This is a genomic window from Mesorhizobium sp. M1163, assembly GCF_040318415.1.
Classification (GTDB): domain Bacteria; phylum Pseudomonadota; class Alphaproteobacteria; order Rhizobiales; family Rhizobiaceae; genus Mesorhizobium.
The window spans coordinates 31,713-54,990 of record NZ_JAMYMF010000018.1 but is presented as its reverse complement, the minus strand read 5'-3'; the positions used below and the strand labels follow the sequence as shown (position 1 = coordinate 54,990).

The 23,278-nt window shown below is 62.8% G+C and carries 24 protein-coding genes; 12 read left to right on the top strand and 12 right to left on the bottom strand.

Features of this window, described 5'->3' with window-relative positions; translation table 11 throughout:
- Nucleotides 1–40: 40 nt before the first annotated feature.
- Nucleotides 41–1,009 (bottom strand): SH3 domain-containing protein, encoded by a 969-nt coding sequence (locus tag NKH43_RS18140; RefSeq protein ID WP_352859257.1) that lies wholly within the window; start codon nucleotides 1,007–1,009, stop codon nucleotides 41–43.
- A gap of 184 nt (nucleotides 1,010–1,193) precedes the next feature.
- Here NKH43_RS18140 and NKH43_RS18135 point away from each other — a divergent pair, with 184 nt between their 5' ends.
- Entirely contained in the window at nucleotides 1,194–3,605 is a 2,412-nt protein-coding gene (locus NKH43_RS18135) for a DNA/RNA non-specific endonuclease (RefSeq protein ID WP_352859255.1), read from the top strand.
- A gap of 116 nt (nucleotides 3,606–3,721) precedes the next feature.
- On the opposite strand, the gene NKH43_RS18130 is transcribed toward NKH43_RS18135, so the two are convergent.
- Nucleotides 3,722–4,468, bottom strand: coding sequence for a metallophosphoesterase family protein (locus NKH43_RS18130; protein WP_352859253.1), 747 nt, complete (start codon nucleotides 4,466–4,468; stop codon nucleotides 3,722–3,724).
- Nucleotides 4,469–4,558: 90 nt separating this feature from the next.
- Complete coding sequence (locus tag NKH43_RS18125) at nucleotides 4,559–4,915, bottom strand: ArsR/SmtB family transcription factor (protein ID WP_023719360.1); 357 nt, start codon at nucleotides 4,913–4,915, stop codon at nucleotides 4,559–4,561.
- Nucleotides 4,916–5,097: 182 nt separating this feature from the next.
- On the opposite strand from NKH43_RS18125, the gene NKH43_RS18120 reads away from it, so the two are divergent.
- Nucleotides 5,098–6,276 (top strand): MFS transporter, encoded by a 1,179-nt coding sequence (locus NKH43_RS18120; protein WP_023719359.1) that lies wholly within the window; start codon nucleotides 5,098–5,100, stop codon nucleotides 6,274–6,276.
- A gap of 38 nt (nucleotides 6,277–6,314) precedes the next feature.
- On the opposite strand, the gene NKH43_RS18115 is transcribed toward NKH43_RS18120, so the two are convergent.
- The gene (locus NKH43_RS18115; protein WP_352516007.1) at nucleotides 6,315–6,773 is read right to left on the bottom strand and encodes a MarR family winged helix-turn-helix transcriptional regulator; all 459 of its coding nucleotides are present in this window, start codon (nucleotides 6,771–6,773) and stop codon (nucleotides 6,315–6,317) included.
- 196 nt (nucleotides 6,774–6,969) lie between these two features.
- Here NKH43_RS18115 and NKH43_RS18110 point away from each other — a divergent pair, with 196 nt between their 5' ends.
- Nucleotides 6,970–7,761: an SDR family NAD(P)-dependent oxidoreductase gene (locus NKH43_RS18110; protein ID WP_352859251.1), complete on the top strand. Its 792-nt coding sequence runs from the start codon at nucleotides 6,970–6,972 to the stop codon at nucleotides 7,759–7,761.
- 11 nt (nucleotides 7,762–7,772) lie between these two features.
- Here NKH43_RS18110 and NKH43_RS18105 read toward each other — a convergent pair whose 3' ends face one another.
- Nucleotides 7,773–8,372 carry a LysE family translocator gene (locus tag NKH43_RS18105; protein ID WP_352494934.1) on the bottom strand — a complete coding sequence of 200 codons (600 nt, stop codon included), beginning with the start codon at nucleotides 8,370–8,372 and terminating at the stop codon, nucleotides 7,773–7,775.
- A gap of 92 nt (nucleotides 8,373–8,464) precedes the next feature.
- Here NKH43_RS18105 and NKH43_RS18100 point away from each other — a divergent pair, with 92 nt between their 5' ends.
- Nucleotides 8,465–9,334, top strand: coding sequence for a LysR family transcriptional regulator (locus NKH43_RS18100; RefSeq protein ID WP_352592404.1), 870 nt, complete (start codon nucleotides 8,465–8,467; stop codon nucleotides 9,332–9,334).
- A 55-nt stretch (nucleotides 9,335–9,389) separates the two neighbouring features.
- Here NKH43_RS18100 and NKH43_RS18095 read toward each other — a convergent pair whose 3' ends face one another.
- Together NKH43_RS18095 and NKH43_RS18090 are read right to left on the bottom strand one after the other, a co-directional pair.
- Entirely contained in the window at nucleotides 9,390–10,043 is a 654-nt protein-coding gene (locus NKH43_RS18095) for a dihydrofolate reductase family protein (RefSeq protein ID WP_352494935.1), read from the bottom strand.
- A gap of 151 nt (nucleotides 10,044–10,194) precedes the next feature.
- Nucleotides 10,195–11,562: an Nramp family divalent metal transporter gene (locus NKH43_RS18090; protein WP_352483177.1), complete on the bottom strand. Its 1,368-nt coding sequence runs from the start codon at nucleotides 11,560–11,562 to the stop codon at nucleotides 10,195–10,197.
- 236 nt (nucleotides 11,563–11,798) lie between these two features.
- Here NKH43_RS18090 and mntR point away from each other — a divergent pair, with 236 nt between their 5' ends.
- Complete coding sequence (mntR, locus tag NKH43_RS18085) at nucleotides 11,799–12,254, top strand: manganese-binding transcriptional regulator MntR (RefSeq protein WP_023678308.1); 456 nt, start codon at nucleotides 11,799–11,801, stop codon at nucleotides 12,252–12,254.
- A 34-nt stretch (nucleotides 12,255–12,288) separates the two neighbouring features.
- On the opposite strand, the gene NKH43_RS18080 is transcribed toward mntR, so the two are convergent.
- Complete coding sequence (locus NKH43_RS18080; RefSeq protein ID WP_352859249.1) at nucleotides 12,289–12,792, bottom strand: hypothetical protein; 504 nt, start codon at nucleotides 12,790–12,792, stop codon at nucleotides 12,289–12,291.
- Between the two features lie 227 nt (nucleotides 12,793–13,019).
- Here NKH43_RS18080 and NKH43_RS18075 point away from each other — a divergent pair, with 227 nt between their 5' ends.
- Nucleotides 13,020–13,592 carry a hypothetical protein gene (locus tag NKH43_RS18075; protein ID WP_352859247.1) on the top strand — a complete coding sequence of 191 codons (573 nt, stop codon included), beginning with the start codon at nucleotides 13,020–13,022 and terminating at the stop codon, nucleotides 13,590–13,592.
- Nucleotides 13,593–13,639: 47 nt separating this feature from the next.
- Here the strand turns inward: NKH43_RS18075 and NKH43_RS18070 are convergent, their stop codons facing one another.
- Nucleotides 13,640–14,326 carry a hypothetical protein gene (locus tag NKH43_RS18070; protein ID WP_352859245.1) on the bottom strand — a complete coding sequence of 229 codons (687 nt, stop codon included), beginning with the start codon at nucleotides 14,324–14,326 and terminating at the stop codon, nucleotides 13,640–13,642.
- Nucleotides 14,327–14,533: 207 nt separating this feature from the next.
- On the opposite strand from NKH43_RS18070, the gene ypfJ reads away from it, so the two are divergent.
- From ypfJ to NKH43_RS18055, 3 genes are all read left to right on the top strand, one after another.
- Nucleotides 14,534–15,454: a KPN_02809 family neutral zinc metallopeptidase gene (gene ypfJ, locus NKH43_RS18065; protein WP_023719351.1), complete on the top strand. Its 921-nt coding sequence runs from the start codon at nucleotides 14,534–14,536 to the stop codon at nucleotides 15,452–15,454.
- Nucleotides 15,455–15,606: 152 nt separating this feature from the next.
- On the top strand, nucleotides 15,607–16,872 hold the full coding sequence (locus NKH43_RS18060) for a TCR/Tet family MFS transporter (RefSeq protein ID WP_352859243.1): 1,266 nt from the start codon (nucleotides 15,607–15,609) through the stop codon (nucleotides 16,870–16,872).
- Complete coding sequence (locus NKH43_RS18055; RefSeq protein WP_352859242.1) at nucleotides 16,869–17,789, top strand: aldo/keto reductase; 921 nt, start codon at nucleotides 16,869–16,871, stop codon at nucleotides 17,787–17,789. The genes NKH43_RS18060 and NKH43_RS18055 overlap by 4 nt, the downstream gene beginning before the upstream one ends.
- Before the next feature lie 9 nt (nucleotides 17,790–17,798).
- Here NKH43_RS18055 and carA read toward each other — a convergent pair whose 3' ends face one another.
- The gene (gene carA / locus NKH43_RS18050) at nucleotides 17,799–19,016 is read right to left on the bottom strand and encodes a glutamine-hydrolyzing carbamoyl-phosphate synthase small subunit (protein WP_352859240.1); all 1,218 of its coding nucleotides are present in this window, start codon (nucleotides 19,014–19,016) and stop codon (nucleotides 17,799–17,801) included.
- Between the two features lie 306 nt (nucleotides 19,017–19,322).
- Here carA and NKH43_RS18045 point away from each other — a divergent pair, with 306 nt between their 5' ends.
- The 3 genes from NKH43_RS18045 (at nucleotide 19,323) to NKH43_RS18035 (ending at nucleotide 21,719) form a co-directional block, all read left to right on the top strand.
- Nucleotides 19,323–19,772: a GatB/YqeY domain-containing protein gene (locus NKH43_RS18045; protein ID WP_352859238.1), complete on the top strand. Its 450-nt coding sequence runs from the start codon at nucleotides 19,323–19,325 to the stop codon at nucleotides 19,770–19,772.
- A 97-nt stretch (nucleotides 19,773–19,869) separates the two neighbouring features.
- Nucleotides 19,870–20,952, top strand: coding sequence for an arginase family protein (locus NKH43_RS18040; protein ID WP_352859237.1), 1,083 nt, complete (start codon nucleotides 19,870–19,872; stop codon nucleotides 20,950–20,952).
- A gap of 209 nt (nucleotides 20,953–21,161) precedes the next feature.
- Entirely contained in the window at nucleotides 21,162–21,719 is a 558-nt protein-coding gene (locus NKH43_RS18035; RefSeq protein WP_352859235.1) for a GNAT family N-acetyltransferase, read from the top strand.
- Between the two features lie 2 nt (nucleotides 21,720–21,721).
- Here NKH43_RS18035 and NKH43_RS18030 read toward each other — a convergent pair whose 3' ends face one another.
- Nucleotides 21,722–22,903: an MFS transporter gene (locus tag NKH43_RS18030; RefSeq protein WP_352859233.1), complete on the bottom strand. Its 1,182-nt coding sequence runs from the start codon at nucleotides 22,901–22,903 to the stop codon at nucleotides 21,722–21,724.
- 128 nt (nucleotides 22,904–23,031) lie between these two features.
- Nucleotides 23,032–23,241 (bottom strand): DUF2061 domain-containing protein, encoded by a 210-nt coding sequence (locus tag NKH43_RS18025; RefSeq protein WP_023678301.1) that lies wholly within the window; start codon nucleotides 23,239–23,241, stop codon nucleotides 23,032–23,034.
- Nucleotides 23,242–23,278 lie beyond the last annotated feature (37 nt).

The following is a 23,278-nucleotide window of genomic DNA, read 5'->3' as shown; positions in this document are numbered from 1 at the left end:
AGTAGGTTCGAGCGCCCTTTAAACATATTGCCCTACTGCCCTACTGCCTTATTCCCTTACCACTATCCCCCAACGCCAAAGCATCCGTAATCTCGAAACGCTCGGAAGCACCGATGCGGATCATGTTCAGGCTGCCTTCGCGGGTGAAGCGGAATTCGCCGGGTGCGTCCGCACCGGCCGGCTTGCCGGCCCGGAAGCTGATGATGCGCGTGCCGCCATCGGGCCAGGTCACGGTCACGTCGATTTTGTCGCCGGTGCGCACGACCGCCGCCTTGCAACTGGTCATCGGCTGGCCGAGATAGCGCGCGCAGGGGATGGCGTTGCCGGTCCCAGGGACCGGTGTCCCCGGCGGCTGTAGCCGCGCAACGGTCTGTGCGTCGGGCGGAGGCGCCGCGTTGGCCGCGCCGAAATTCTGGACGAGGTCGGCAGCCGCGGGCGCCGATCCATCAACCTGTCCAGTCGAGGGGTTTCCAGCGGCCAGGGCCAGGCGGTAAGCATCCTCGATCGCCACCCTGCCGATTGCGTCAGCGGAGCTCAGCGCCGTTTCGGGAGCGGTCGCGCCGAGGCGCGTTGTCAGATCGGGTAGCGGTTGGGAGGCAGGGCTCTCCGTATTGGCCGTCGCCTGGGGTGTCACTTGCTGGGGATTGATAGGGTCGAGGTAGCGCGCGGGCGCCCATCCGCTCAGCTTGGGGTCGTCAATGTCTTCAACCTTGCACCACCGATGGCCGCTGACGTCGCCGCAGCCGAGATTTTTGACGCTCGAACCAATCGGCAGCCGCGCCTCGATCTTGCCCATCGCCGATGCCGTGGCGCGCACGTTCAGGAGATCACCCGGAGCGAGACCAGTCACAATCGAGATGATGGGCTCCGGCTCCTGGGCACTGGCCGGCGGGCCCGCCAGCATCAGCGGAGCGGCAATCAGCGCAAGCAGCGGGGATCGGAGTGTTATTGTGCGCCTAATCATCTGCCATGGGCGGTAGGTTGCATTGCCGAAGGCGCGGCCAGGCACGGAAACGCCATCGCACGCCAGCCGGTTTTTATAGGCGACGAGGCGGCGCTGCGTAAGCCCGAAAATGAGTAAGGTGCCGCGTGTTGAATCGCGGAGCAGGCCACTTCCGTGAGCTGAAAGCCGGCAAAATATTGCACATTTCATGTAAATATGCACTCTCTCAAGTAAGGTTTGGGAGGGAAAGATGGTCGACCTTGAAATATTCGCGCAAGTGGAAAACATAGTTCGCCAGCGTATCAAGAAAACGCGCGCGGAAATTGAGGCTTCACTTGGTCACATCGCCAACGGCAATCCGCTGGCCGCCGAACAGACCCTCTCCAGGCGACTCGACAGGTTGCAGGTAAAAGCGTCGCTCAGCCGCACCGAAGCGGAGATGATATCGGCAGCAATCGACATGAGGTCTGCCGGGGAGAGAAAGGCCGCCGCCAAACAGCCAGGACCGGAGGCAATTCTCGGCCCAACGCTCGATTTCATCGGTGTCGCATTTCTGGAGCGTGGGCGCCGTGTGGCCGATGCGGTCGGCCGCGTTGCCTTTCTCAACGGCAATCCACAAGGATCGGGTTTTCTGGTCGGGCCAAGGCTGTTCCTCACAAACAACCATGTGATTTCGTCGCCGGCAGATTCCCGGCGCTTCCAGGTCCAGTTCGATTATGAGCAGGACGGTGCGAATGCCGTGCGCACGCCGACGACGTTCCTGTTCGATCCTGAATTCTGTTTCGTGACCGATAGCATAGAGGGTCTGGACTATACGCTGATCGGGGTCGGCGAGCGGCGTTCCGGCCCAAAGGAACTGGGGGAGTTCGGTTTTATCTCGCTGTCGGATGCGCGCGACAAGCATATGCTTGGCGAAATCGCCAACATCGTTCAGCACCCCGATGGCCGCTTCAAGGAACTGGTGCTGCGTGAAAACCGGCTGGTGGCCCGCGACGAAACGGTTCAAGTGCTGCACTATGTTGCCGATACCGAACAGGGTTCGTCCGGTTCACCGGTTTTCAACAATGAATGGGAGCCAATTGCCCTGCACCATTGGGCAGGGCCATTCCACGAGGTGACGGGCATAGGTGGCTATGCGCTGACGCGCGAGATCAACGAAGGCATAAGGATCAGCGCCATCGTTGACGATCTGGGCGCTAGAAAGTCCAGGCTGCCGGGCTCCTCGGCATCGGCGGTTTCGCAAGCTCTGGCGATTTGGGCCGGCACGCCGCGCATGATGGACGAGACAGTTCGGCTGAACGCCGACATTCGCGAAGATGTGCTGGACAAGTCGGTGCAGCGGCCGGAACCGGATGACAATCCACCGGCGACGAGACACAACGCCGATGGCTCGGTCACCTGGACTTTTCCCGTCGAGATAAATGTCCGGGCGCCCTTGATCGACCGCGACGGAGGCGATGCAAGACGAAACGACGGCAAAGGCCCGGCAAGCGAACCCGCGAAGGTGGCCATCGCCGAGGCCGCGGGTTGGAAAACGGAGGATTTCGACGATCGCGGAGGGTATGAACCCGGCTTCATACCGGGCTTTGTCCTGCCAATGCCGACGGTTGCCAATTCACCCTACCGGTTGGCCAAAAACCTCCTTGCCAAACCGGGCGAGGACCCACACGAATTGCGCTATCATCATTTTTCGATCTTGATGAACGCCGATCGCAGGCTTGCCTTCGTCACCGCCTGCAATATCGATGGATCCCGCACCAAGGCGGTCAATCGTGAGGACAAGACCGTCATCGACAACCCGTCGCTTGTCGAATTGGGGGTAGAGTCGATTTCCGGTTCGGAAGCCAGCGACGCTTTCCGGCCCGACCGTCGCATCGACCCTGGCGAGCAGATGACCCAGGAATTCTATTCGAGCCAGAATGTGCCTGGATTTCCCGTCCCAAAATTCAAGGAACGAATAGCTCGAATGTTCCAGAAGGGCCATATTACGCTTCGCGGCGACCCTGCATGGGGAGTGGATCAGGAGGCGGTCGCGGCAGAACGGGACACGTTCTTCTATCCCAATGCTGCGCCGCAAGTCGGCTTTTTCAATCAGGGAAGCTCGCTTGACCATCCCGGCTCCAAGGGGAAACTGAGATGGCGCGCGGTGGAAACCTATGTGCTGCGCAACGCCTATACGACGCGAGGCCGTGTCACGGTGTTTGCAGGCCCAGTGTTCCGCGAGGACGATCCTCCTTACCGCTTCGACAGCCATATTCCGCTCAAGTTCTGGAAGATCGCGCTGTGGTCCGATCAAACTGGCCTGCGCGCCATCGCGCTGCTGGCGGATCAAAAGCCGGTTTTGGAAGTGATGCCCGAAGCGTTCGGTGGGCGTGCCGAGGCATTCGACGACCCGCTTGAAATTGCCAGGGTATCGGAGTTCCTTTCGACGGTGGCCGAGATTGAAGAACTGACTGGCCTGAACTTTGGCCAGCAGGTGCGCGACGCCGACATTCGGGCCGGATCCGAATCGGCCCCCGCACAGACTTTCAACCCAACGCAACTGGCGCCCAAGACCTCACGGCCAAAGGCTTCATCGCCCAAGACTTCAGTGACCAAGATTTCGGCGGCCAGCACCGGACGTCCTGCCAGGCGATCGAAGCGATCCGCGTCCGACAAGTGAAGATTGGACCGGTCGCGGCTTCTGAGGCTGCTTGCCTGCCGCTCGAAGGCGGTCATCCGTTCAGCCTGGCATGGGCAAGCTCAGCCTGTTCCTCGTTCGGCCCGGTATGAACGCGGTCAACCCGGCATGAAGCCGGTGCGTAGCGCGTGAGCCCATTCCGGCCGTCCCGCCTGCTCGGCCTGACGCGCTGCCGCCTCATGGTCGTAATCGACGGCGATGGCCTCGAAGCGATCGGGATGCAGGTCGACGATGCCATAGCGGGCGTGCGGCGAGCCTTGTTGGGAGACATGCGCCGGCGGCGTGTCGTCGTGATAGGCCGGGCAGCCGATGCTGCCTGGATTGAAAATGACCGGACCGCCGGGAATGCGGACCAGCTCGCTGCGGTGGCTGTGACCGCAAAGCATGATGCGGCAGGCGGGATCGATCGCGCCGAGCCGCCGCTCGATGGCAGCCAGCGGGGCGCGCACCAGCCGGCCGTCGACTATCGCGTCGGCAAGATATTTTTCATCGTGGTCGGGCCGGGCATGGAAGGCGAGCACGCCAGGCGCCACCTCCAGCGTGACGGGCAGCGCGAACAGCGCCTCGCGCTGGGCTGCCGCCAGCCGTTCATGCGCGTAGCGGTCGGAAGGCCACATGGTCTCGTCGGCGGTGTCGTAGGCAACGCGGCGGTCGTGGTTGCCGCGCACCGTCGGCAGCTCGAGCGCTTCGAGCCGCTCCATAGTCTCGCGCGGCCAGAGAGGGCCGGAAACGCAATCGCCGAGATTGACGATGAGGTCGGCGCTGCCGCGTCGCCGCAGATCATCGAGCACGGCGTCGAGCGCCAGGACATTGCCGTGGATGTCGGCGAGGACGGCAATGCGCATGGCAGGCTCCGTTTGTTGGAATGGCTGGAGGACAATTATCTTCCTCACCTCGCGAAGCGGGCGAGAGCGGAATGCAGCTTCGGGGTCGCTCTAGGCGCGGACTTCGATCTCATGGCCGCCGACCGCCGGCAACGATGCATCGTCGCCGGCCGCGGCAATCACGCTGTCGAGCAGGCCCGGGAAGCGGCGGTCGAGATCGTCACGGCGCAGCGTGATCAGCCGGCTGGTGCCAACCGCCTCGGTGCGGGTAACGCCGGCCTCACGCAGCTTGGCCAAATGGTAGCTCAGATTGGTCTTCGAGCAGAGGTCGAGGAACCGGCTGCAATTCAGCGGCACGCCCTCCTTGCTCGCGAGATAGCGCACGATGGCCAGTCGCGTCGGGTCGCCGAGCACGGCAAGCACGTTCGGCAGGCTGATCTGGTCGGCGGTGGGATGGGGCAAGGTCATGACCAGGAATTAAGCACATTCGGGGCCGATTTCAACGCATCTGATCCTTCGCGGTTCTGGTGGTATTCGGGCCTGTCCTGACACAGGGCTGTCAGTAGGGTTCGATTAGTCTGCACAAGCTCATTGACATCATGCCCTGTTATGTCCAATTGTTCAATAACCTTTGAACTAAGGAAATGGCCATGGATAAGCGCCTCATCTGGCTTGCGCTCGGATCATTCACGATTTCGACCGAAGGTTTCGTCATCTCCAGCCTTTTGCCCGACATTGCAAAGGATGCCGCCATCTCCGTTCCGCTCGCCGGCACGCTGATCACGGCGTTTGCGCTCGCCTATGCGATCGGCACGCCGATCCTGGCAACGCTGACTGGCGAATGGGACCGGCGCCGCGTCATCCTGTGGACGCTGGTGTTCTTCGTGTTGGGCAACGTCGCCGCGGCGCTGAGTTCCTCCTTCGAATTGCTGTTGATCGCGCGCATCGTCATGGCGCTGTCGTCAGGCCTGTTCGCGGCGACCGCGCAGGGAACGGCCGTTGCGCTTGTCGACGATCATCACCGCGCCCGCGCCATTGCCGTGGTCGTCGGCGGCACCACGGTTGCGGTGGCGGTCGGCGCGCCGCTTGGCGCGCTTGTTGCGACGGTTGCCGGCTGGCGCGGCACCTTCTTTGCCATTGCCGGCCTTGGCGCGCTCGCCGGCGCGATCCTGTGGTACCGGCTGCCGCGCGGCATCGTCGGCACCAGGCTGCCGCTCCGGATGCGATTGGCAGCGGCACTTCGCCCCGGCGTCATGCCCATCCTGGTGACGACGATCCTGGCACTGATCGGCGCCTTCACTGTCTTTGCCTTTGTCGCGCCGCTCGCCATCGAAGGCGGCGGCCTGAGCCCGATCGCGCTACCCGGAATGCTGCTCGCCTTCGGCGTCGGCGCGGTCATCGGCAATATCGGCGGTGGGCAGGCCGCCGACCGTTTCGGCGCGACGCGCACCGTCTGCTGGTCGCTGGCGCTGAGTGCCGCCATGCTGGTCACGTTTTCGCTGATCCCGACATTCCTGCCGCGCGAGATCGCCGGGCCGGCACTGATGGCCATGATGGTGCCGTGGGGTATCGTCGGCTGGGCGTTCCCACCGGCGCAGGCCAGCCGCATCATCAAGCTGGCGCCCGATGCCGCGCCCATCGTGCTGTCGCTGAACGCTTCGGCGCTCTATCTCGGCGTCGCACTGGGGGCCGTGGTCGGCGCCGCGGTGCTGCGCTATGGCGCACCGGCCGACCTCGGCGTGGTCGCGGCGGCATTCCCGATCATTGGTTTGGGCGTGATGCTGGCGGGACACCTGGCCGCACGTCCGGTGGCGATGCCGGCCGAATAAGGCTTGTTAGCAAAGCTTGGCTGCCGGCCGCCGATAATTCAACTCGCGGCCGGCGCTGCGTCAAAATCCAGCGCGGCGATTTCGTCCAGCGCCGCTCGCAGGCTTGCCGCCTGCTCTTTTCCAAACATCTCCTCGAAGCGCTGCTGGGCGACTTGCCACAGCTTCAGAGCTTCTTCGAGCTTGGTCCAGCCCTGCGGTGTCAGCCTGACGCGCCTGATGCGGCGGTCGGCAGGGTCGGCGAAGGCCTCGACATAACCGTCCCGGATCAGCGGCTTCAGCGTATGACCGAGGGCCGACAGGTCCATGACGAGGGCTGCGGCAATGGCACCCATGGTCGGTTCATTGCCGACGTGGATTTGATAGAGCAGGCCCTGCTGCGTGGCCTTAATGCCGGAGGGCGCGAGCACATCGTCATAGAACTGGCCGAGTTTCCGCGTTGCGCGGCGTAGCATGGCGTTGTTGCAAAACACCAGGCCGGGCAGGGTGGTTTGGGACATTGGCGGATTTCCGATGAGGGGACCGGAAGGGACCCTCGATGCAAACCAGAAATAGTCCTTGCTCCGCGGATTGACAAGATGGTGGCATATGCCTACGTATCGATAGTGGCATATGCCATTAATCGATCTGCCAGTCGAAGCAAGGGTGTTGCGCTGCGGCACCGGCATTTGGGATCGAACCAGAAGGAACAAGACAATGAGCAATCAGGACAAAGGCACGGCGGTCGTCACCGGCGCCTCTTCCGGCATCGGGGCGGTCTATGCCGACCGGCTCGCCGGCCAAGGGTATGATCTGGTGCTGGTGGCGCGGCGCGCCGACCGGCTGGAGGAATTGGCGGAGAGGCTCCGCTACGCGTATGGCATCAAGGTCAGCGTCATCAGCGCCGACCTGGCCGACGACGCCGATCTGCGACGGGTCGAACAGGCGATATCAACCGACGACAGCGTGACGCTGCTGGTCAACAATGCCGGCCTTGGCGGCGCGCAGGTGGTGGCAACGGCCGACGCCGATGTCGCCGAGCGCATGATCAAGGTCAATGTGGTGGCGCTGACCCGGCTGACGCGCGCGGTGCTGCAGGGACTATTGGCGCGCAACCGCGGCGTCATCGTCAACATCGCCTCGGTGCTGGCCTTCGACACCTCGTTCGGCGGCATCTATAGCGGCACCAAGGCCTATGTCGTCAACTTCACCGAGGCCCTGCAGCGGGAAGTCGCCGACAGCAGTGTAGCCGTACAGGTCGTGCTGCCGGGGGCCACGCGGACCGAGTTCTGGGAAGTCGCCGGAAGCGATATTGCCAATGTGCCCCAAGAGATTGTCATGACTGCGGACGATCTGGTCGATGCCGCGCTTGCCGGCCTGGCCAAGGGTGAAGCGTTCACGGCACCGGGTCTTGCCGACGTTGCCGGGGTGGATGCCTTTCTTGGCGTCCGACAAGGCTTCTTCGGTAGCCTGCTGGCCGGCAAGCCGGCGGCACGCTACGCTGCCTGAAATAACTGGTCTTACGCTGTCCGCCACATCGGAATGATCGAGGCGGCCAGCAGCAAGCCAAGCACGGCGTTGAGGATGCGCCACTGCCGCTCGGTTCGCAGCAACCGGGCGAGCAGCGTGCCCGCCACGCACCACGCCGCCAGCGATAGCGCCGCGGCAAGGCCGAAGACCGTGCCGAGCAGCAAGGCGAGCTGCAGTGGCCCGCTGGCGAGCGCGGCAAAAGATGCCGCCGCTCCCAGCCCCATGGCCCAGCCCTTTGGGTTCATCCATTGCAGGCCGGCGCCGCCCAAAAAGCTGTTCGGCTTTGCCATGGTCACGTTCAGATTGGGCGGGCCGCTGCGGCCGATCTTGAGGGCAAGCCATACCAGATAGAGGGTGCCGGCTATTTTCATTGCCAGTTGCAAAGAAGGGGCGGCGGCCAGCAGACCGGCGAGCCCGGCAGCACCTGCCGCAGCCACCGTGGCCAGGCCGGCCGCACTTCCGGCCATCAGCGGTATAGAGCGGCGAAAGCCGAACTGCGCGCCGGACGCCGTCGACAAGGTCGTGGCCATGCCGGGCGTTGAGGTTGAGACCAGCGCGAACAGCACGAGGGGAAGGACGGTTTCAAGCATGCTGCTTCCTTTGAAGCCTGCACGGTAGGTCTTTTGGCTCATCAGTAAATGCAATGTTTGCGATGGTCACTATTAAGAAGCATAATAGTCAGATGGCTCGCAATCTCGATACCGCCTTGATCCGAACCTTCGTCACCGTTGCGGATAAGGCAAGCATGACGGCAGCGGCCAACGCGCTGCATTTGACCCAAGGCGCCGTCAGCCAACATATCAAGCGCTTGGAAGAGGTTCTTGGCTGCAGCCTGTTCGAGCGCGACCGGCGTGCATTGCGGTTGACCCGCTCCGGCGAGCGATTGCTCGGCAAGGGCAAGCGCCTGCTTTCCCTCAATGACGAGATCCTGGCGGAGATGGCGGGCGATGCGGTTGCCGGTCAGGTGCGGCTTGGCGTGCCGTATGACCTTGTCGGCACCTTGCTTGCGCCGGTGCTCAAGGCCTATGCCGAGGCGTATCCGCAGGTCGAGATTTCGCTGATCTGTGCTTCGTCGCCGGAGTTGGCTGCGGCCTTGGCGGCCGGCACGATAGAGCTCGCGGTGATCGAGGAGCCGATCGGTCGGTCGGCCGGCGAATGCCTTGTTGTCGACCGGCTAGTTTGGGTCGGCGCCAAAGGCGGCGGGGCTCGCAGCAAGCGCCCCCTGCCGGTTTCGATGGTGGCCGAGACCTGCGCGTTCCGCCCGGTGGTGCTGGAGGCGCTTAACGAGCACGGCCTGGAATGGCGCACCGTATTCGAAAACGGCAGCATCGACGCGACGACGGCGACGGTGCGTTCGGACTTGGCCGTCACCACCTGGTTGGCGTCGACCGTGCCTGCCGACCTCGATATTTTGGCCAACGATCCGGAACTGCCGTCGCTGCCGAATTTTTCGATCAATCTGCATTTGCCGAAGCACGGCCTTGCGCCGGCTGCACTGGCGTTCGCGGGCCACCTCCGCGATGGGTTGGCACGGCGACGGGAGGCGGCTTAGAAAACAGCAAAAAGGACGGCCAGTGTTCAGCCGTCCTTGATCGCCTCGGCAGCCTCTATTTCCAGTTCTTGCGCCGCTCGATCTCGGCTTCGGACGGCTGCTCCGTGGCAAAGGACCCGGTCTTGATCTCGCCGGAGCGTTCATAGCTCGCCATGATGACACCGGTGGTCGATGCCTGCGAGCGGGTCAGCTTGAAGGCGGCAGGTATTGTGCCGCTGCCGAACAGTTTTTTGCCCTTGCCCAGCACCAGCGGGAAAATCAGCAGGCTGATCTCGTCGATCAGGTCATTGGCGAGCAAGGTCTGGATCAGCTCGCTCGATCCCTGAATGAGCAGGTCCGGGCCGTCCTCCTGCTTCATCCGGCGCAATGTCGCCACGACGTCGCTGCCGAGCGGCTGGCTGTTTTGCCAGGACAGCGTATCTGGCCTGTGCGTCGCCACATATTTGGTGACGGCGTTGAAGCTGTCGGCGATCGGGTCATTCTTCTGATAAGGCCAGTGGGCGGCGAAGATGTCGTAGGTTTTGCGGCCGAGAAGCAGCGCGAACGGTTTTGAAAACGTCTCGCCCATGGCGGCGCCCATCACATCGTCCCAGTAGTGGAACGTCCAGCCGCCGAACTTGAAGCCGCCGACCGGGTCCTCGTGCGGGCCGCCGGGCGCTTGCATGACGCCGTCGAGGCTGACGAATGTTGCGGCGATGATCTTCCTCATTGGAGCTCCCTTTCCCTGATCCGTGCCGTCATGGCCGGACTTCGAGCCAAGGACGGGCGAACGGACATTTGTCCGACAGCGGCCGGCAAATTTCCAGGGCTGGAAGGGCGGATGACTGCCGACCTTAGTTGCGTCAGTTTGGAGCAGACGCTCAGCCCAGACCGACGACCGTATCGTAGAGCAGCTTGAAGTTGAGCACCAGGATGAGGGCGGCAACCACCCAGGCCAGCACGGCGACGGCGCGGGAAATGGCGAAATTGCCCATTTTGCGCTTGTCCGAGACGAACTGCACCAGCGGGACGACCGCGAAGGGAAGCTGCATCGACAGGATCACCTGGCTGAAGACCAGCAACTGGCCGGTGCCCTTCTCGCCATAGAGGGCGGTGACGACCACCACCGGGATGATGGCGATGCCGCGCGTCAGCAGGCGGCGCGCCCATTGCGGGATGCGCAGCCGCAAGAAGCCTTCCATCACGATCTGGCCGGCCAGCGTCGCCGTCACCGTCGAGTTCAGGCCGGAGGCAAGCAGCGCCACGGCAAACAGAATGGAAGCAATGCCGAGGCCGAGTAGCGGCGACAGAAGCTCGAAGGCCTGGCCGATCTCGGCGACGTCATGATGACCGGTGCCGTGGAACGCCACCGCCGACACGATCAGGATGGAAGCATTGACGAACAGCGCCAGTATCAGCGCGATGGTCGAGTCGGTCGTCGCCCATTTGATGGCGTCGCGCTTGCCGCGATCGGTGCGCTCGTAGGCGCGGGTCTGCACGATCGAGGAGTGCAAATAGAGATTGTGCGGCATCACCGTGGCGCCGATGATGCCGATGGCAATGTAAAGCATCGCCGGATTGGTGACGATCTCGGACGACGGCACGAACATGGCGTGCAGGATGGAGCCGACCGGCGGCGCGGCGGCAAAGATCTGAATGGCGAAGCAGCCGAAGATGATAATCAAAAGCGCTATGATGAAGGCCTCGAGGAAACGGAAGCCCTTGTTCATCAGCAACAACAGCAAGAAGGCATCGAGCGCGGTGATGATGGCGCCGCCGATCAGCGGAATCCCGAACAGCAGTTGCAAGGCGATCGCCGTGCCAATGACCTCGGCCAGGTCGCACGCTATGATGGCCAGTTCGCAAGCGACCCACAGCATGAAATTGACTGGCCGCGGGTAATAGGCGCGGCACGCCTGCGCAAGGTCACGGCCGGTGGCGATGCCGAGCCGGGCGGCGAGCGCCTGCAGCAGGATCGCCATCAGGTTCGACAACATGATAATGAATAGCAGCGTGTAACCGAACTGGGCACCGCCGGCGAGGTCGGTCGCCCAATTGCCCGGATCCATGTAGCCGACCGAAACCATGTAGCCCGGCCCCACGAAGGCGAACAGCCGGCGAAGCCAGATCCCCGAGTGCGGCACCGCGATCGTTGCGTTGACTTCGCGAAGGCTGGGCTGCTCGTCGTCTTCCGGGCGGGCAAATCGCCACATGGATCGGGGGGCTGAGGTGGCTTCGGCTTCCGACATGAAATGGCTTTCCACTGGAACGATCGATGTTGTCTCCTTATCTATGCCACGGCTGAACATTATGCAATATGCTATATTTCATTGTTCGTGCTTTTTCGTGTGCCCGCTTGACGGTGCGACCGGAACGGCAGTGAACGCCGGTTGCGCCGGCCACCGAATGGAAATAAACGGCCAGAACCAATAGGGTTCCGTGTTATGACTGCAATGCCGATTCAAACTGCCGGGAGGAGCGCGTATTGGCGCTGAAGAAAAGACCGGTTCCTCGCGAAAAGCCGCTGCCTGACGCAGAAATCCACTCGGAAGGGTTCCGGCAGACGCGTGAAGCGCGCCGCAGCGCGCTGGTCGAGGATTATGTCGAGCTCATCGCCGACCTGATCGAGGACGGCAACGAGGCGCGCCAGGTCGACATCGCGGCACGGCTCGGCGTCGCCCAGCCGACGGTGGCGAAAATGCTGACGCGGCTGTGCGCAGACGGGCTGGTCTCCCGGAAACCCTATCGCGGCGTGTTCCTGACCGATGCCGGGCGGAAGGTTGCGGAAGAGAGCCGCATTCGCCACCAGACGGTCGAGGCTTTCCTGCGCTCGCTCGGCGTCAGCGCCGAGACGGCGCGCATCGACGCCGAAGGCATCGAGCACCATGTCAGCGCCGAGACGCTCGAAGCCTTTCGCAAGGCAATAATCGCCGCCCGCTGATTGATCGAAGCGATATGCAGTGCGACTGACCTGCTCACTCGTTCGTATCCTGCACCCAGTTGCGCGGGTGACCATCGACGCGAAACTGGAAGATGAAATAGGGTGGGATGCAAGTGCCCTTGCCGGGCTTTGCTTCCGGCAGATCGTCAAAACCGGCGGTGCAGATATAGTCCTCGCGGCAGGGATGGGCCTTGTCGCAAGCACGCAGACCAGCGGTCTTGGTGAATTCCCTGGTGCAGAATTCGTGGTCCTTGCCGGAGCCTATGCAGTCGTTGAAGCCGGTCTTGGCGAGGCGGCCGCAGCTTGCCTCGTCGGGCAGCTTTTCGCAGGTCGCCTTGCGCAGCATGCCGCCGGGAAAGCCGCCAGTCTTCTGCTCGGGATTATCGTAACGCTGGCGCGCCGCGCCATAGCCGGCGAGCTTTATCGGCGGTTTTCTATCCCTGGCCGGGTCGATGGCGCAGGCCTTCGCGGTTGCCGGTGAAAGACGGCAATATTGGTCGTTGCCCCATTTCGACATCCTGATCTCGCCGAACTCCACCGGATCGCCAACCGCGGTGCCGGCCTCGCTGACGCAGGTACCAAAGCCCGGATGGATGGCGCTCTCGTGGACCCCGGCGCAACGCAGGCCTTCGTCGCAGGTCCAGTCTGCGAAACTTGGGTCGGTGCCGCGATAGCAGGTCGAGCCCCATTGTAGAGATCGGTGCTTTTCAGCGCTTCGGCGTATTTTGCCTCCTGACGGCCGGCAAAGCCGCGGCTGAAATCCGGGTGTCTACCAGCGGCGAACGACTCGACAATGGCGCGGCGGTGCGGCAGGTCGGCAAAAAACACAGCCGAGCCCGGCACGAACACCGCGTTGCGGCGCGGTTCGCTGGCCGGGTCGGCGCCGGTGTAATGGAACCCGGCGATGCCGTGCGTCTGGTGACAGCCGGTGCAGGTCATCTCGTTGAGGCGCAGATTGAAGCCGGCCACCGATTTGACGGTGCGAAGCGTATTGCCCTTGGCGACATAGACCTTGAGCGCTTTGTCGATAGCATCGTCATCGAGCAGCCTAAAAGCGAAATTGTTTTGCGACCGGCTCATACCGCCGGGTGCCACCGAAACCGCGGTGGTCGCGAGGAATTTTTCGTCGATCACCAGGCGGCCACGGTCGAGATCATAGATGTTGCGGTCGGTGAGCAGCCATCTTTCGAAGGTTTGCCTGTCGGCCAGCACCAGCTTGCGGTCGATCTGGTTCTCCATTTTCGCTTCCTGGAAAATGGCTTTGGCCGGGTCCCACTTGAATATCTTCAACAGATACTCAGCGTGGCCGCCGAAATCGCGCCGGCTCGAAGCCGATAGGCGCACGACCTGCATGTTGAGCTCGAGCCGCATGATCTGCGAAGAATTCAACATCGCGCTGGAAAGCGGGCCTTCTTCCGAGCGCAGCCAGGCCGCCAGTTGATCCGGCTCCAGATCTTCTGCCCAAGCCAGCGCTTCGCCACGTCCGCGCAGGAACCGTTAGCCGAGCGCGGACGGTCCTTCGAGGCGCGAGTCTGTGCCGAAGTCGGTATGGCGTTGAAGACCAGGCTCAGGGTCAGCGGCAGGCGCGACGAGATGCGTTGCCCAGGCTTCTCCTCGACCGAATAGTGGAAGCGGTAGATCAGCCTGATCTCGCCGCATTCGGTGTGGCCGAGATAGCCGCGATCCATGCGATTGACGATGCCGGTCAGGTCCAGCGTCGAACCGTCGTCGTCGATGTATTTCGGATTGAACTTCTGGGTGATATCTTTCGAGTTTGCCAGAGCGGCTACATAGGAGTCGGGGCTGTTCCTTGGTTCGTCTACGATCTGCTGTTTGACGGCGTTGCGGACCGGGCTCAGCGCGCGCACCGAAAACAGCCCGCGATTGTCGACGTCGCGTGTCAGTCCGAGCGTTGGCCCAAGCAGACGGCTGATCGATAGCCCGCCGCGCTCGAGCGCCTGCAAGGTCTCGGGATCGGTGATTGCGACACTGGAATCGAGAGTGACGGCGCTGGCCGGCGCGGGGCCTAGGCAAGACAATGCCGCAAACAGCAACAGAACCCGCCCGATCATCCGCAAGCGCCCCCTCGCTTCCACAGCCACGGTAGATGCTACAGACCTTGCGACGTCTAAGCCAGAGCAGACCCGCGTCAGCAGGCATTGCTTGTTAGCGCGAAAAATACTGTGACTTGGCGTAACCATTGGGATAATTGTTTGCTGGGTTGGAACCGGCCAGGACATCGGCGGGTTGATTGCAAACGTGCATCACGGGGAGTTGCCATGCTCTGGAAGGGCCGTCGTCAGAGTGACAATGTCGAGGACGAGCGCGGCCAGAGCGGCGGGCTTGGCGGCGGGCCGGGGCAGTTTCGCATCCCGATCGGCGGTCGCGCCGGCGGCGGCGGCATGTCGGGCATCATCATCGTAGGATTGATTTTCCTGGCAGGGTGGTATTTCGGCTTCGACCCGAGTCAGATCCTCGATAACAGCGGCTTGCAGCCCGGCGGCGGCGGCCAGATCACCGACAATAGCGGCGAGCAAGGCGGCGGTACCGGTGCGCCGGCCTCCGACGAGATGAAGCAGTTCGTGTCGACCGTGCTGGCCGAGACCGAGGATACCTGGACTGGTATTTTCCAGTCCGAGGGCCTGACCTATCAAGATCCAAAACTGGTCCTGTTCAGCGGCCAGATTCGCTCCGCCTGCGGTTCTGCCTCGTCAGCGGCCGGACCATTCTACTGTCCCAACGATCGCAAGGTCTATCTCGACACCACCTTCTTCCAGCAACTCGATCAGCAGTTCGGTGCCTCGGGCGATTTCGCACAGGCCTATGTTATCGCGCATGAGGTTGGCCATCACGTGCAGAACCTCGTCGGCATCCTGCCCAAATTCAACCAGATGCGGCAGAATATGAGCGAGGCCGACGCCAACCACATGTCGGTGCAGGTCGAGCTGCAGGCCGACTGCTTTGCCGGCATCTGGGCACATTTCACCGGCCAGAAGGGCATTTTGGAACAGGGCGACATGGCGGAGGCATTGAACGCCGCAAAGCAGATCGGCGACGACACGCTGCAGAAGAAGATGCAGGGCTACGTCGTGCCGGAAAGCTTCAACCACGGCACGTCGCAGCAGCGGCAGGCCTGGCTGGCGCGAGGCTTCCAGAACGGCAAGCTTTCGGACTGCGACACGTTCAACAATCCGATCTGAGCCGACGGTTTTCTCGCGAATCCGAGAGACTGGATAGCAGTCAGGGGATGTCAGGATGAAAACACCCTGCCCGTTCCCTCATTGTTCCCAGCGATGTGTTCGCCTATAAGGTGCGTTCGCCTTCGCCCCGGGCGGCCCGAGGAGATACCATCATGATAGACCCCAAAACCGCCAGGCGGGGCCTTGCGCTTGTTTTCACCACCCTGCTGCTCGACATCATCGGCTTCGGCATCATCATGCCGGTGCTGCCGGCCTATCTCAGGGAATTGACCGGCGTCGGCATCAGTGAGGCGGCTATCGAGGGCGGCTGGCTGTTCTTCGCCTATGCGGCGATGCAGTTCATTTTCGCACCTGTGATGGGCGGGTTGAGCGACCGGTTCGGGCGGCGGCCGATTCTGCTCGCCTCGGTGCTGACGTTTTCCATCGACAATCTGATCTGCGCCATCGCCTGGTCCTATCCGATGCTGTTCATCGGCCGGGTGCTGGCCGGCATTTCCGGCGCCAGCTATTCCACGACATCGGCATTCATTGCCGATATCTCGACCGACGAAAATCGTGCGAAGAATTTCGGCCTGCTCGGCATTGCCTTCGGCGTCGGCTTCGTCATCGGGCCGGTCCTGGGCGGGTTGCTCGGCACGTTCGGGCCGCGCGTTCCGTTCTATTTCGCTGCCGGGCTTGCCTTCGTAAACTTTTTGATCGCGCTGTTTCTGTTGCCGGAAACGCTTGATAGCAAGCATCGTCGCCGCTTCGAGTGGAAACGCGCGAACCCGGTCGGCACGCTTGTCCAGATGCGCAACTACGAAGGCATCGGCTGGATCGGGCTTGTCTTCTTTCTGATGACGCTGGGGCACATGATGTATCCTGCGGTCTGGTCGTTCGTCTCCAGTTATCGCTATGGCTGGAGCGAACAACAGATCGGCTTCTCGCTCGGTGCCTTCGGCCTGTGCGGGGCTATCGTCATGGCGACGGTCCTGCCGCGCGTGATCCCCAAGCTCGGCGAGTGGAAGACGGCGGTAATCGGTCTGGCATTTACGGCACTCAGCGCCTTCGGCTACGCATTCGCGTCGCAAGGCTGGATGATCTATGCAGTGATCGTCGTCGGCTGCCTCGAGGCGTTTGCCGATCCGCCGCTCAGGAGCCTTGCCGCCGCCAAGGTGCCGCCTTCGGCACAAGGCGAACTCCAGGGCGCGATGACGTCGATCTTCTCGATCACCTCGATCATCACGCCGCTGCTTTATACGGCGATCTTTTCCTGGTTCACGGGGCCGAACGCGCCCGTGACCTTCGGCGGCGCGCCCTACCTGCTCGGCGCGATTTTCCTGACGCTGGCGCTCATCGTCTTCGTCACGAAAGTAGCCAAGCCGGCGGCGCTCAGAAACGTCACGTCCGGCGTTGCTGAAGACGGAGCACAGATATGAGCCATGACGGCCGCATCGCCCTGACCAAGGACGGGCTGTCGCTGTCGCGCCTGGCGTTCGGCACATCGCGCCTGCTCAAAGCGGATCCGCGACCAGACGCGGACGCCATCGCCCGGCTGATCGACACGGCGGTCGATCTCGGAATAACCAGCTTCGATCATGCCGATATCTATGGCAACTACGAGATGGAGGCGGCCTTTGGGGCGGCGCTGGCGCACCGGAAAGGCAAGCGCGGCGGCATTGAGCTGATCTCGAAATGCGGCATCATGGCGAACTCAGCCAACCGGCCGGGCAACCGATTGAGGCACTATGACACCAGCGGCGGTCATGTCATTGCCTCGGTGGAGCGCTCGCTGGCCAATCTCGGCACCGACTATCTCGATGTCCTGCTGCTGCACCGGCCCGATCCGCTGATGGACGCGGGCGAGACGTCAGCAGCATTGGCCGGGCTGGTCAAGGCCGGCAAGATACGTGCAGTCGGTGTCTCCAACTTCACGCCGTCTCAGTTCGATCTGCTGGCGTCACGGCTGCCTTTTGCGCTCGCGACCAATCAAATCGAGGTGTCTGTGCTGAAGACCGCGGCGCTGACCAATGGCAGCCTCGACCATGCGCAGCGGCTTTCGTATTCGCCGATGATCTGGTCGCCGCTCGGCGGCGGATCACTGTTCACCGGCACGGGAGAACGAGAAGCGCGGGTGCGTGCCGCGCTTGCGGCGGTCGCGGCGGAAGCCGGCGTCGCCGATCTCGCGGCGGTCGCCATCGCCTGGCTGCTGCGCCATCCGGCCCGGCTGGTGCCAGTGCTGGGAACGATGAAACCTGAACGGCTCGCCGGGATGGTCAAGGCGCTGGATATCGTGCTCGACCGCCAGCAATGGTTCGCGGTCCTGGAAGCGAGCGAAGGCCGCCCGGTGGCTTGAGATCGGGTGCTAAACACGCTCGGCCAGTGCCGGTTCGCCACGCTTTTCGCGGATCAGGTTGACGAAGCGGCGGAACAGATAGTGCGAATCCTGCGGGCCGGGCGAGGCTTCCGGATGATGCTGGACCGAGAAGACCGGCTTGCCGGTGAGCGCGATGCCGCAATTCGAACCGTCGAATAGCGAGAAATGGGTTTCCTCGACGCCGCTCGGCAATGAGTCGGCGTCGACGGCAAAGCCGTGGTTCATCGAGACGATCTCGACCTTGCCGGTGGTGTGGTCCTTGACCGGATGATTAGCGCCGTGGTGGCCCTGATGCATTTTTGCGGTCTTGCCGCCCAGCGCCAGCGCCAGCATCTGGTGGCCGAGGCAGATGCCGAACAGCGGGATATCGGTCTTCAACAGATCCTGGATGACCGGAACGGCGTAGTCGCCGGTGGCTTCCGGATCGCCGGGGCCGTTGGATAGAAAGATGCCATCGGGCCGCATCGCCAGGATCTCCTCGGCGCCGGTCTTGGCCGGCACCACGGTGACCCTGGCGCCGAGGCCGGCAAGCAGGCGCAATATGTTGCGCTTGACGCCATAATCGATGGCAACGACGTGCATCGACGGGTCGGCCTGTTCGCCAAAGCCCTCGTTCCAGGCCCAGGGTGTCTCGCGCCAGACCGAGGATTGGCCGGAGGTGACCTCCTTGGCCAGATCAAGCCCGATAAGCCCCGACCATGCGGCGGCGCGGCGCTTGAGGTCTTCGATGTCGAAGATACCGTCTGGGGCGTGCGCGATAACGGCATTGGGCATGCCCTTTTCGCGGATCAGCGCGGTCAGCGCGCGCGTGTCGATGCCCGAAAGTGCAACGATGCCGCGCTTCTTCAGCCACTGGTCGAGACCGGTTCCGGCGCGGTAATTCGACGGGTTGGTGACATCGGCCTTGAACACGGCGCCGACGGCGCCGGCGCGGGCCAGCGGATTGAGATCCTCGATGTCTTCGTTATTGGTGCCGATATTGCCGATATGCGGAAAGGTGAAAGTGACGATCTGGCCGGCATAGGAGGGGTCGGTGAGGATCTCCTGATAGCCGGTCAGCGCGGTGTTGAAGCAGACCTCGGCAACGGCGGAGCCGGAAGCGCCCAGACCACGGCCCTCGATGACGGTGCCGTCGGCCAGCACCAGCAGAGCGGTCGGCTTCTCGGTGGCCCAAGGGGGGGTCGATGCGGCGGTCATCGTTGCCATGGCGGCACTCCTAAAGGCTGCGCTCCTCAATCGGCGCAACAAAAAGCGCGAAGCGGCAATCTCACAGCCTCGGCGCGCTGCATGTCGTTGCCCCAAAACCGCTACGCACTTTTGGGCGACGTGCACTAGAATTCAATTCATGCAAGGCACAGTACATAGGGGAAGGCGCCAAGGCGGTCAATGATGCCGCGCCGTACGTGCCTGGATTTATTTCGTCGAACAATATCAGGGATTTGCCGGACATAGTCGAATTTGCCTTGGGCTTTCGGCACGGCTATTGTCCACCGCATTCGAAGGAGAAGCACCATGCGAGGCAAAATCGCCGAATCCCTGAAGAGCGCGATGAAGGCGCAGGACAAGCGCCGGTTGCCGACATTGCGGCTGATTCAGGCGGCCATTCATGATCGCGACATCGCCAATCGCGGGGCCGGCAAGGAGCCGACCAGCGAAGATGAGATCCTGCAGATCCTGGCCAAGATGGTGAAGCAGCGCGAGGAATCGGCCAAGGCGTTCGATGACGGCAAGCGGCCGGAACTTGCCGCGCAGGAGCGCGACGAGATGGCGATCATCCGCGACTTCCTGCCGACGCAACTGGGCCAGGCCGAGACGGAAAGCGCCGTCCGTTCCGCTATCGCCGAGACAGGTGCCAGCGGCGTCAAGGAGATGGGCAAGGTGATGGCGGCGCTCAAGGAGAAATATGCTGGCCAGATGGATTTCTCCAAGGCGAGCGGCATCGTCAAGAGCCTGCTTCAGTAGGGATTTTTCCCGCCTTAGCGGTGCTCATGAGACTCGAAGAGACCATCGCGAGGAGCCAGGCCAGGAGCGGGCGGAGCGGACGGCAGTTCGCACCGACATGTTCATCGCCACGGCCGCGCGAATGAACCTGTATGTTCGACGTCTGGCGTCTCACGACGGCATCGATGCGGCGAGCCGTTTGCTTGTTAGGCCTCGTGCCGATGCCGGGCGGCAACGTCTCAAGTCGAGGAGGAACCTTCCTCCCTGCGGACACGTTTGCGAGACGATCATGCGAAAATGGAGCTTCGATTTGGCGGCGCGTTTGTTGAATATTGTCGGTGCGGCCACGAGTGCCGGCGCCTATTCGCCGGGTCAGGAACAGGCCCCCGCGGCCTTTCGGCGAAATGGGCTCGCAGAAGCGATCATGAACCGAGGCAGATCCATCAGGGATCGTGGCGATGTTGCATCGTTCCGATGGCGACCGGACCCTTCGCGGTCGCAGGCTATGAACCTGGAAGCCGTGCGCGACGCCTGTGAGTTGGTCGCAAGCCACGTAGGGACGGCGATCGCAGCGCAGGAAGACGTGCTTGTTTTAGGTGGCGATTGTACTGTGGAACTGGGGACGGTCGCCGGGGCGAATGCGGCCGGCGCGCGGATCGGACTCGTTTACATTGACTTCGACGCCGATCTCAACACACCTGACACGAGCGACGGCGCCTTGGACTGGACCGGCGTCGCCCATCTGCTCAATATCCATGGATGCGAGCCTTCGCTCGCGAGGCTCGGCCCGACCCGCCCGATGCTCGTGCCTCAGCAACTCCTCTATTTCGGCATCGAGAACATCACCCCGCCCGAAGCGGCCGTGATCGGAAATCACGCGATCAAGATCATATCGCGTGAGGAAGCTTTGAGCGACATCGAGGCGGCGTCGGCGCGCGCGGCCGAATGGGCGGCGCGCTTTGACTGCGTGCTTATCCACTTCGATGTCGATGTGCTCTCCTTTATCGATTTTCCGATTGCGGAGAATGTGCGCCGTTGCGACGGTCTCAAACTGGAGCAAGTCGCCTTTGTCCTAAAGCAGCTGACAGCTCTGCCGCAATGGCGCGGCCTGACCATCACAGAAGTTAATCCGGCCCATGCGCCAGACGAGTCCGCAGCGTTCGCACGCTTGAATGAGGTGCTTGCAGACGCCCTTGGATAGTTCGAGATCCATCTCACGGTCGTTCGCCGGCAATTGGCCGGCTTGCTTCATCCAAGCGGGGCCAGCCCTATGCGCCCGGTCGCAATCATTGCGTGACATGGGCGCAATGCGGAAAACTTGGGAATTGCGGTCGATGGCGGGGCAGTTTTGTCGTCGTCGCTACAGCCGCACGCCCGCCGTTGAGGGCGGACAGCCAAAAGGTCGCGCTCATGATCGAACTCGTCAAACCGGCGTTTGAACACCTGCCGTCCTACAAGGCGGCCCTCGAGCGCGGCTGGTCGCCGGACAATGTGCGGCTGCTCGACGCGACGCGCGAGCAGCTTGCGGCTATCGAAAAGGATCCAGCGACTTTCCTTGCCGATCTCGACGATCCTGAAGGTAAGGGACCGCCGATCGCCTTGCCGGACGGTTCGACGGTGCCGCGGCTGCCTGGATTTCGACGCTGGATCTGGGACGGGGAAGTCTCAGGCTCGATCGGCTTGCGCTGGCAGCCCGGAACCGCGGCGCTGCCATCGCACGTGCTCGGCTACATCGGCTATGCGGTGGTGCCGTGGAAACGGGGATGCGGCTATGCGACGGAGGCGCTGCGGCTGATGCTGGAGGAGGCGAGGGCGGTTGGCCTGCCCTTCGTCGAAATCACCTGCAAGCCTCACAATGTGCCCTCGCAGAAGGTCGTTCTGGCCAATGGCGGCGGGCTCGTCGGGCGTTTCTTCGAGGATGCTTCCTATGGCGGCGCGGAAAGCCTGCGTTACCGGATCGATCTGTAACCCTATTCGGCGGCAGCCGGCAGCGGCGGCGCAGCCCGGCTCCGCCATTCCCAGACATGCGAGGCAAGCGCAACCGCGACCGCGACCAGCATGGCGATCGCGCCAACCACCGGCAGGCTGCGATAGCCATAGCCGGCATTGAGCATCGCCGCGCCGAGCGATGCGGCGAGCGCGATGCCGACATTGAAGCCCGACGGAATGAGCGACGAGGCGAGATTGGAGGCGTCCGCGGTCCAGGTCAGGATGCGGGTCTGGATCGGCGTGCCGATGGCGAAGTTGAGGCCGCCCCAGACGAAGATCGCCATCACCATCGGCAGTGGGTAAGAACTGACGGCGTAGATCGAGGCGAGCACTACCGCCTGCAAGAAAAGCATGACGATGAGCGACGGCATCAGCTTCCAGTCGGCGAGGCGCCCGCCGACGAAGACGCCGATCGTCGCGCCGACACCGTTGAGCAGGAGCACCCAAGGTATCCATTTCTCGTCGAGGCCGGTGAGCTCGAGCAGCGTCGGCGTGATGTAGGTGAACAGGCCGAACTGGCCGATCATCAGCATCAGCATCATGATGAGCGAGGTCCAGACCTGCTGGCGTGCGAGCACGCGTACCTCGCTGCCAAGGCTGACGGACGGGCTCGACGATCCTGTCTTGCGCGGCAGCAGGGCGCCGATGGCGGCGAAGGCCACCACGCCGAGAGCGCACATCACCCAGAATGTCGCACGCCATCCCCAGATGTTGCCGATTGCCGTGCCGGCCGGAACGCCGATGACATTCGATACGGTGAGGCCGGACAGGATCAGCGCCACCGCCATGCCGCGCTGGTCTTCGCGCACGAGGCCGACGGCCACCACCATGGCAACGCCAAAATAGGCCCCGTGTGCCACGGCCACTGCAATCCGCAACAGCAGCATCGAGGCGAAGTCGGGCGCCAGCGCGCAGGCCGCCTGGCCGATGGCAAAAGCCGCAGTCAGTCCAAGCAGTAGGGCCTTGCGGGAGAATCTTTTGGTGGCGAGCGCCAGCAGCGGGCCGCCGACTGCAATGCCGCCGGCATAGCCGGAAACGAGATAGCCGGCGGTCGGGATCGCGACGTCAAGGCCACCCGCCACCTGCGGCAGCACGCCCGCGATGACGAATTCGGTGGTGCCAAAGGCGAAGGCGGCAATGAACAGGGCAATGAGGGGGAGCATGGCGGGAAGGCGATCCTCGGATAAGGTGACCTCAAACCACGGATAAGGGCAGCGGGCAATCCAGAAATTGGCGACGCCGCTTTAGATTTTCTTTGTCACCGGTCAGGTGCCGGCCGCGGCGGCAAGAGCTACGCGGCCGCCTTCCTTCCGTAAGGAATTTTCAGCCACGCCCGCTCATGAAGGTAGTAGAGCAGCGACTTGGTGACGACCTCGGTCAGGCCGATGGCCGCGGCGAGCTTGATGCTTCCCGTCACGACGAGCGAAATGATCATCGTGTCGATGGTACCGGTGACACGCCAGGAAAGCGCCTTGGCGAAGCTGCGAGAATGGGTGTCCATCGACTTTCCTTCCGGTAGATCTGGCGATCTTTAGCCG